Raw genomic sequence first — 9487 nt, forward strand, 5'->3', positions numbered from 1 at the left:
CCCGTGATGATCTCAAAAACAGACTAAATTCTGCCTTGAAATCGCTAAAAAGCGACATCAAGCGAATCCAGTCGTTCTTTCTTTTGCCGCATACAATTTATGCCAGCAGTTTGTCCGCATAATTAATAAAGTCTCGATAACTACAATCACTTCGTAAACGTGGTTGCCGCCCTCGCGCGGCTGGTCATGCATTTCAAGGTGGCGGACAACCTGCGCAAGCTCTTCCAGGGTCGCGCCCCCGAGTACGCCTCGGTCGTGTACAGCAAGGAACCGGATATGCGTTCCTTCAAGCTCATGCTGGCAGCGTTTTATCACGACATCGGCAAAACGGTCGTCGACCCCAGACATGCCATGGAAGGCGCGGTCATCCTCGCCTACCACACGACGTCCGCACGCTACCGCCTGCACCAAATCGTGCGCCAGTATGGCCTGCACTACGAGTTCGAGCGCGATGACCTGTTTTATGTGTCTGACCTCGTCTTGTTCCATGACCACTACGGCACCCTCAGCACCGGCGAGGACGGTTATCTCCCGCTGGTGAGCATGATCGACCGCATCAAACGCTACAGCCTGAAGCACGACACCAATAAGGCCAATCAGCTCGAATGGAGTCGCCGTTACCTGTTCGACCTATGGCTGCTCAATGCCGCCGATATCATGGTTTCTCTGGAGCATAAGTTTGAGCTTCAGGATGATCTGTGCGACAGCAAGGCGGCCAGTGCAAGGATTCACACCTTCCTGGAGGGCCCCAAAGGGGACTCCCTCGTCCATGACCTGAAGATCAGCTTCCAACTGCTCGCCGAGCACTGCCAGAAGAAGCACTTCGACGACCTCGCCCCGCTGCAATCCCGGGCCCACGACATCTCTAAACGTCATGTGATCGAACGGCTGCGGCGCCTGGTGACCAACAGTCTCGCGGGCCCCTTGAGCCGGCGTGGCGCAGACCCCGGCACACCGCAGATGCAGGCGATGGCCAGCGTGCTGGAGACCCTCTCCGAGGAACACTGGGCCGCCGCCATCGTGCGGGCGATCCAGGCCGTCGAGGATTTCGGCGAGTTCGCCAGCCGGCTCGCGTGGATCGGTCGGATGGACTATGCGCTGGGTTTTTTCCAACGCATCGCCGAGGAGGCCCTGACCCGAGTCACGGCGGACCTCGCCGGCCAGGGACAGACCGGTTGGGTCCGCCACTCGGGAGACGACATCGACGCCGAGTATCTCACCAAGACCCAGGCGCTGTTTTTCGCCGACAACTATGTCATGTGCGTCATCCAGATCCTGGGCTACCTCTTGTTTCGTGAGCCGTCCATCGACCGGCTACGCAACATCGAGTTTGGCGACGCGCGTGACCGGATCACGCCCGAAAAACTGGCCCAACTGCTCTCCACCGAGGGGCCGTTCCGGGCGCGACGGGCGGTGCAGGCCATCCTGCAGACCATCTATCTCTACTGAAGACGCACATCATGAACGGTCTCCCCACCCGGCCGGCCCCGACCCGCGTCTTTCTCTCCTACGCGCGCGGCGACGACGAGCCCTTCGTCCGGCGCCTCCATGCCGACCTCGCCCAGGCCGGCTTTACGGTCTGGTTCGACCGTGAATCCCTGATGTCGCGGGGCCTGAGCTTCCACCAGGAGATCAAGGACGCCATCCGCACCGAGGTGGACCGCCTGGTCTATGTCGGCGGACCCAAGGCCGCCCTGTCCCCCAACGTCCGCGAGGAATGGCAGTTCGCCCTGGCCTGTGACCACGTGGTCGTCACCCCCATCGTCCGCCTGGGCGGCACCGCCAACGTCCCCGGCGAGCTGCGCCTGCTCCACTGCGAGGACTTCCGGGAGGACGCCCACTACCCGCGCGCCCTGGCCAAACTCGTCGCCGACCTACGCCAGCCCAACCCCCCGCTCGGCGCCCTGTTCGCCGTACCCAGCCTGCCGCCCAACTTCCTCGGCCGTCCCGAGCTGATGGACCGGGTGCGCGATGCCCTGCTGGTCGACCTGCAGAAGGCCCAGGTCATCACCGGCGCGGACGCCCGGGTTGGCATGCAGGGCATGGGCGGCATCGGCAAGTCCGTGCTCGCCGCGGCGCTGGCCCGCCACCGGCAGGTCCGTCAGGCCTATCCGGACGGCATCGCCTGGATCAGTTGCGGGCAGGGCCTCACGGACGACGACCTGCTGGCGCGCCAGCGCGACCTCGCCCACCACCTGGGTGGCGACGCCACCTTCGCCTCGTTGGCACAGGGTCAGGCTGTACTGCGCGACCTGCTCGCCCCCAAGGCCTTGCTGCTGGTGCTCGATGACGTCTGGCGGGCGGCCGATGCTCGCGCCTTCGACCTGCTCGGCCCGCGCGGCCGGCTGCTCGTCACCACCCGCGACAAGGGCATCCTCGACACGCTGCACGGCGAGTTGGTCCCGGTCTCGCTCTTCACCGACACGGAGGCCCGGCAACTGCTGGCCGATGCCATCGGGGTCGCCCCCGCGGACCTCCCCGCGGAGGCGCACGAGGTTGCGCACGAATGCGGCAACCTGCCGCTGGCCCTGGCCCTGTGCGGTGGCATGGCCAGCAAGCGCGGCGGCGACTTTCATTCCGTGCTGGGGCGGCTGCGCCGGGCGGACCTGGAAAAGATCGCCGACCGGGAATCCATCAACGAACAGCACCGAAGCCTCTGGCGCGCCATGCAGGCCAGCGTCGAGGTGCTCTCGGACGACGAGCAGCGCCGCTTCGCCGAGCTGGCCGTCTTCGCCACCGACCAGACCGTGCCCGCGGCGGCGGCTACGCTCTGGTCCTACACTGGCGATCTGGACGACCTGGATACCGAGGACCTGCTGATTGATCTCGCCGAGCGGTCCCTGGTCCAGCTTGATCGGGAGACCGAGGCCGATGGCCAGGTCCGCCGGCGCTTCCGACTTCACGATCTGCTTCATGACTATGCCGTCCGGATTGCCGGGGAGTCGAGGGCCGTCCATCAGACACTCCTCGAAGCCTACCGCCGGCAATGCCCGGACGGCTGGCATACCGGCCCGGAGGACGGCTATTTCTTTCAGAACCTCTGCCAGCATCTCGCTGGGGCGGCCGGTAACTGGGACGCGGCAGTCGAACTGCTTTGCGACCTGCGCTTCGTCGAGGCGCGCTGCCGGGTCGGCCAGGTCTTCGAGCTGATCGCCGACTACCGGCTGGCGCGAGAGAATCTACCGGAGGCGCAGGAAGACCTGCGCGCTGAGCGCGCCCGCGAGGAGCGTGCAAAGCGCTGGACGGCGGAAATCATCGCTTATGCTGAGGCATGGAGCTCGCGTCGGGATCAGTTGGCACGCGGCGAACGAGTGTTGGTTCCTGAGCCAAAACTGCCCACCCCGCCACCTACCTGTCGCATGTGGACCGACGAGGAGAGCAACGCCGAATGCCAACGTATCATTGGGAACCCGACGCGGATAGATCGATTGCAGACGTTCGCGGGGTTTGTCGAGTCGCAGCACTATCCGTTGCTGGAGTTTAGCAAACACGCTGGGTTCGTGATTCAACACGCGGCCAGCTACGCCCCAACCGGGCCGGTACAGGAGTTGGGGATGTCTTCCCTATCCACGTTCTCTTTCCCGTATGTGCTCCGCCGCTGGCCGGTCGATGCGAAGCCCAACCTAAGACCCTCGTGTCTGCGCACCTTGATGGGACATGGCGACGAGGTCGTAAGCGTAAGCATGACGCCGGACGGGCGGTTCGCAGTCTCGGGGAGTTTTGACAAGATGTTGAGGGTATGGGACCTCGACAGTGGAGTTTGCCTCCGTATGCTGGCCGGCCACACCTCTACGGTGACGAGCGTGTCCATCAGCGCAGACGGCCGCCGTGTGGTCTCGGGGAGTTGTGACAAAACCCTACGATTCTGGGATCTGGAAGGCGGTGCTTGCCTGGGGCAACGGCTGCCGGGCATCCCGGATCATCAAGGGCTGGCACGACGCGCGCCTTCCCGCCAGGTTCCTCGTGCTCGGCTCCTCCTCGCTGAACCTGCTCGATCAGGCGGCGGAGAGTCTGACCGGCCGCAACCGCAAGCTGGTGCTCCCGCCGCTATTGTTTCCGGAGACACTGGGCGCCCAGGTCTGGTACAGCCCCGACGCCGCGCCCGACCACCTGCACCGGCACTTCGCGCCCCAGGTGCGCGCCTGTCTGATGCAGCGGCTGGCCTTCGGCAGCTATCCGGAGGTGGTGACGAGCGACCGGCCAGTGCCCCTGCTGCGCGAGCTGAGCGCCGACTACTTGTGGAAGGATGTGCTCCAGACCGGCCTGGTCAAGACGCCGGATCTCATCAAACGGCTCCTGCTGTTGTTGGCCCACCAGGCCGGCTCGGAGGTGTCGGTGAATGAGCTGGCGACCCAGTTACAGATGGCCCGGCCGACCGTCGATCGCTACCTGGATCTGCTGGAGCAGACCTTCGTCATCTTCCGTCTGCCGTCGTTCAGCACCAATCCCCGCAAGGAGATCGCCAAGAGCCAGAAGGTGTTTTTCTGGGATACCGGCATCCGCAATGCCCTCCTCAACGCCTACTCGACCGACGAATTCCGGCCGGACATCGGCAACCTGTGGGAGAGTTGGTTCATCGCCGAGGTGGCCAAACACAACGCCCTGCTCGGGTCGCCAGCGGAACTATTCTTCTGGCGCACCCGGGCACAGTCGGAGGTGGACCTGGTCGTCAAACAGTCAAGCTGCCTGCGGGCCTTCGAGGTCAAATGGTCTCCGCGCCGGGTCGCGGGCCGCGCCTTCCGGGAGGCCTATGGCGTCCTGGTCGAGCCAATTCGGCCAGATAACCCGTTTGTGGTGGATATCATTGAGGGGTAACGGCAAACCACCGGCGCACTCGGGTGTCGGGGTCGCCATTCGGAGGGCTGCTTCATCGCCGAGGTCGCCAGTGCGTTGTGGAGCCTGGTGAAGGTCCTTTCGATCGGAGGCGTCGGGGCATTTTTCCCTGCGGGTGTTGCGAGAACACCACGCTAAGGTCGAGGGCGGCGGCGGAACCGGGATGCTGGCGCGCCGGCGGCCGACGTTCGGAGCGTGCTGGGTCTAAGCTGCCAAGAATGCTAGGTTTCGCAGCAACTCGCCGCACCGCCTTCGGAAATATAGAGTAAACTCGTCATATCCGCCGAATAACTCGCGTTATGGACACTAAGTCGCCATAACAGTCGCCTAATGAACATCACAGCACAGTTGACGGATACCGCCATCCTGCAGGAACTGGGCGCCCGCCTGGCGGCGACGCGGTTGGGGCGCAACCTGACTCAGGCCGCCCTGGCGGAGCAGGCGGGGGTCTCCAAGCGCACCCTGGAGCGGCTCGAATCCGGCGAGGTGGCGATCCAGTTGTCCAGCTTCGTGCGGGTGTGCCGGGCACTGGGCCTGACCGAGCGGTTGGACCTGCTGGTCCCGGAGCCGGTACCCAGTCCGCTGGCGCAGATGAAGCTTCGGGGGCGACAGCGCCAACGGGCCTCGGGCAAACAGGCCGCAGATACGCGGGGCGCGGCCGATGGGCCCGGGAGCTGGACCTGGGGTGAGCCCAAGTGATCGCACGGGTGCTGCTGTGGGGGCGGACCATCGGGGCCGTGTCGCTGGAGGCGGGGCGCGACCATGCCGCCTTTCAGTACGACCCGGCCTTCGCCCGCAGCGGCATCGAGGTCTCACCTCTGACTATGCCGTTGAGCGACCGGGTCTATGTCTTTCCCGAGCTGCCCCTGCGGACCTTTCACGGACTGCCGGGAATGCTGGCCGATGCGCTGCCCGACCGCTTCGGCAACCTGCTGATCGATGCCTGGTTGGCCACCCAGGGGCGCACCCCGGATGGCTTCAGCGCCGTCGAACGGCTCTGTTACACGGGCACCCGCGGCATGGGTGCCCTGGAGTTCGCCCCGGTGCTGGGTCCCCGCCCGCGCAAGGCGGCGCGCATCGAGATCGAGGCCCTGGTGCGGCTCGCCTCGGAGGTACTGAGCCAGCGGGCCGGGCTGCTCGGCAGTTTCCAGGGACCGGCGCGACAGCGGGCCTTGCAGGCGATCCTGCGCGTGGGAACCTCGGCGGGCGGCGCCCGCGCCAAAGCGGTGATCGCCTGGAACCCGCAGACCAACGAGGTGCGGTCCGGTCAGGTGGCCGCCGGCACTGGCTTCGAATACTGGTTGCTGAAGTTCGACGGCGTCACGGGCAATCGGGACAAGGAGATGGAGGACCCCCAGGGCTACGGGGCCGTCGAATATGCCTATTACCTGATGGCGCGGGCGGCGGGCATCACCATGAGTGAGTGCCGGTTGCTGGAGGAAGGGGGGCGCCGCCACTTCATGACGCGGCGCTTCGACCGACTCGCAGACGGGGGGCGGCTGCACATGCAGTCGCTGGGTGCCCTGGCCCATTTCGATTTCAACCAACCCGGGGCCTATGCTTACGAGCAGGCCCTGCTCGCCATCCGCCGGCTCGGGCTGCCCGCCACCGCGGTGGAGGAGCAATTCCGGCGCCTGGCCTTCAACATCGTCGCCCGCAACCAGGACGATCATGTGAAGAACATCGCCTTCCTGATGGACCGGCAGGGCCAGTGGTCCCTGGCCCCGGCCTTCGACATGACCTACAGCTACAATCCCGCCGGGGCCTGGACGGCCACCCACCAGATGACCCTCAACGGCAAGCGCGATGGCTTCACCTTGGACGATTTCAACGGCTGCGCCAAGGTGGCCCTCATGAAGCGGGGCCGGGCCGCCACCATCCTCGCCGAGGTGCAAGAGGCCGTCCGGCGCTGGCCGGCGTTCGCCACCCAGGCCGGGGTAGCCGATCCTTGGATTGAGCAGATTCGACAGGCCCACCAGTTTTTCCCAGCGGGTGAAGAAGTTGGAGCCGCGTAACCAGGCAATACCAGGCATTCGATTGCGCGCATCCCTCCCCCGCTCCTCCGCTCCTCCGCCGACGCTCCGCCAAGGTGCTGACGCCGTCAGCGAGCAGCATCGATCATAACTCCGGCCACGCGGGCGCGCCGACTGCGTAGTCAGGCCATCCTGGCCTGACCGAATCAGGGCTGGAAGCCCTGACTACGCACGCCCCGTGATCGACTGGCCGGAACAATGATCAAGGCCAGCGAGCACACAGGCCCGATCGCTATGACGCGGCGATCCCCGACTAACGCAGCCACCGCCGGATCGCCAGGAACGCTAAGCCGACAAGCACAACGCCCCGCTCGGTGCCCTTGGCGGATTTGTTACGCTCGCGCTCGCGGGCAGATTCCGCAGTGGACTTGGTCGTCATCCAGGCGAGCGGCCTGCGCTCCATGGCCCTCCCCCTGATCGCAGCCCGGACCTTTCGCGATGCCGAAAGCGTCGCGGTGGACCCGGTCCGGCAGGGCACCCCGTTCGCGACAGACTCCCTTGAACAACAGCCATTTACCATTCCATCAGAAGACCAGACACGAGCACTGCATAGGGAACGAGAACGCTCCAACGGACAAGACTACCTGACGCCGTCACGCCCGCGCTCAGCGTCTGCAATGGTCCGATTGCGATCATCAATCCGAAAACCACGGTAGGGACCAGGACAGGTGACCCGACAACGGCGGCAAAACCGATCAGCATCAGTCCAGCCGCGATCGTGCGAGCATGAGACAACAGGCGTTCAGGCACCTTTGCAGCGGCACCGGTCGGCACAAATGAGCAACCGGGCGACAAGAAAGTCTGGCGAATAGCCGTCCAGGCGAGTGAGGGGACCAGGCTGGAGTACACGACACTCGCGACAACCACAAACCTGAGGTATCGCTTCGGTTCAGCAAAGGCCCTCTTAAGAAGCGCCAGGATCGGCGTCTGAGGTCCCACCAGATACAGAGCGAGCAGCCAGCCCTGCACCTTGACATAGCCAGACCCGCCGGCAAGATGAGAGAAGACCATCCCGCCGGCAACCGACATGAGGATGATGACCGGGAGGTAGCAGGTGGAGAACGTCAGAAACGCATCGAGCTTCTCTACCCAAGACGCCCGCGGGGAGCGCAGCAGGGTTGGCCCGTATCTCCGGAGCGACTCGACCGTACCGGCCACGATACGGATATACTTCTGCTTGAGGGCGGAGTACGTCTGCGGAAACGACTCCTCCCCCGAGGGGTTAGCGCTGAAGCGTCCCTGATATCCCTGGGCCAACGCCATCATGGCAAACGCCAGGTCCTCCGTCACGACCTCGGGAAACCTGCCCGCCGCCTGCCAGGCGTCACGGCGCACGATTGCGGCATGGCCAAAGCAGGAGACGAAACCATAGCGGTTCCGCGACGGCAGGGCGAATTGGTAGAAAATGTCGACCGCAGGACCAAGGGCCTCCGACAACCAGGTCGCGCCGGGGGACCGTGCCGCATTGCCGCACTGGACGAAGCCTACCCCGCTCGCTTCAAGGACCTGGATGGCCTTACCCACGAACGACGGTGGCAGTACCTGATCCGCATCACAGAGGACGAATATATCCTCATGCACCACAGTCGATAGGGCGAAGTTCAGGTTTCCGGCTTTGAAACCCTGGCGATTGTTGCGACGAACGATGACCACTTTGGCGCCGGCCACCCTCACCCACTCATCAATCCGGTCCCTGGACGATTGTTCCGTGCTGTCATCGCAGATGATGAGCCGCGTGTGGCGGAAGTCCTGCAATAGCAGTGAGCGACAGGCATAAGCGTCAAAATCATCGCAGGTCGTATAGAGAATCGCGACGGGTTTGGCTGAACAGGCGCGGGCCACGGGCAATGATAAAACGGGATCAAACGCAGAAACCACCTGGTGCAGGAAGCCATGGAGCCCCCAGAGCCAAATCAGCATCCAGGGCAATTGGACCGCCGAAAGTACGAGCACACTGGGAGTCGACAGTTTCGGCACGACGATGGCCAGGAAAAACCACGCGTTCACAGCGCAGACCGCGCCCCAGGAGCCCAATGTCAGGAGGACGACAAGGCAGCGACGTGTCTGCGCAGGGTGAGTGCTCAGCGTGCACCGGTCCATGCGATCTCGGTCACCGCTGGCTTGGGTTTGCGCTCATGCGTGAAGAGCCCCGTGTGTTGTTCAGTCGGCGGCCAGCCATTCTCGACTGATTTCCAGGGCATGTCGAAAGCCCCGAGAAAGATGAATTTGACACGGGACGGGAGGTCAGTTCGGTTCTTCACCCTTTCTACAGCCAAGCGATAAAACTCTACCTGCGATTGAGGCGTGAGTTCCGGGGCGCCACCGGAGGGAAAGGACACCATCTTGAGTAGCACCGCGCGGTCGGGGGTTTCCCCGGACAGCATCGCCAGTTTCCTGCCCAGGATCAGGGTTTCAGCCCAAGCCTCTTCAGGCGTCTGGCCCCAATGCCACTGGCCGTGCGCATCGGGGAAGAGAAAATCCCGGCTCTCTGGGATTTCCCGTGGCAATTTACCGTAACATAATCAATAAGATATTGTGCATCGTCAAAATTTACTGACCCCTGTCATGGTCGGCACTGCCGCACCGTAATGCGTTGATTTTTCAAGCATACAGCTTGTACC

6 protein-coding genes and 1 pseudogene are annotated in these 9487 nt (G+C 64.0%); 5 read left to right on the top strand and 2 right to left on the bottom strand.

Going from position 1 to position 9487, the window contains the following annotated elements:
• The first annotated feature begins 159 nt into the window (after positions 1–159).
• The 5 genes and pseudogenes from QZY03_RS03195 to QZY03_RS03215 all read left to right on the top strand — a co-directional run bounded on the left by QZY03_RS03195 (position 160) and on the right by QZY03_RS03215 (position 6848).
• Positions 160–1449: a hypothetical protein gene (locus QZY03_RS03195; RefSeq protein ID WP_295578259.1), complete on the top strand. Its 1290-nt coding sequence runs from the start codon at positions 160–162 to the stop codon at positions 1447–1449.
• A gap of 11 nt (positions 1450–1460) precedes the next feature.
• Positions 1461–3860, top strand: a pseudogene (locus QZY03_RS03200) (NB-ARC domain-containing protein); the annotation flags it as partial.
• Between the two features lie 103 nt (positions 3861–3963).
• On the top strand, positions 3964–4815 hold the full coding sequence (locus tag QZY03_RS03205) for a DUF4143 domain-containing protein (RefSeq protein WP_363169247.1): 852 nt from the start codon (positions 3964–3966) through the stop codon (positions 4813–4815).
• A 348-nt stretch (positions 4816–5163) separates the two neighbouring features.
• Positions 5164–5532: a helix-turn-helix transcriptional regulator gene (locus QZY03_RS03210; protein ID WP_295578266.1), complete on the top strand. Its 369-nt coding sequence runs from the start codon at positions 5164–5166 to the stop codon at positions 5530–5532.
• The gene (locus tag QZY03_RS03215) at positions 5529–6848 is read left to right on the top strand and encodes a HipA domain-containing protein (RefSeq protein WP_295578268.1); all 1320 of its coding nucleotides are present in this window, start codon (positions 5529–5531) and stop codon (positions 6846–6848) included. The genes QZY03_RS03210 and QZY03_RS03215 overlap by 4 nt, the downstream gene beginning before the upstream one ends.
• Before the next feature lie 531 nt (positions 6849–7379).
• On the opposite strand, the gene QZY03_RS03220 is transcribed toward QZY03_RS03215, so the two are convergent.
• Together QZY03_RS03220 and QZY03_RS03225 are read right to left on the bottom strand one after the other, a co-directional pair.
• Positions 7380–8873 (bottom strand): glycosyltransferase family 2 protein, encoded by a 1494-nt coding sequence (locus QZY03_RS03220; RefSeq protein ID WP_295578270.1) that lies wholly within the window; start codon positions 8871–8873, stop codon positions 7380–7382.
• A 74-nt stretch (positions 8874–8947) separates the two neighbouring features.
• Positions 8948–9373 carry a hypothetical protein gene (locus QZY03_RS03225; RefSeq protein WP_295578271.1) on the bottom strand — a complete coding sequence of 142 codons (426 nt, stop codon included), beginning with the start codon at positions 9371–9373 and terminating at the stop codon, positions 8948–8950.
• Between the last annotated feature and the right edge of the window lie 114 nt (positions 9374–9487).

It is taken from the genome of uncultured Lamprocystis sp. (assembly GCF_903933125.1).
Taxonomy (GTDB): Bacteria; Pseudomonadota; Gammaproteobacteria; order Chromatiales; family Chromatiaceae; genus Thiodictyon.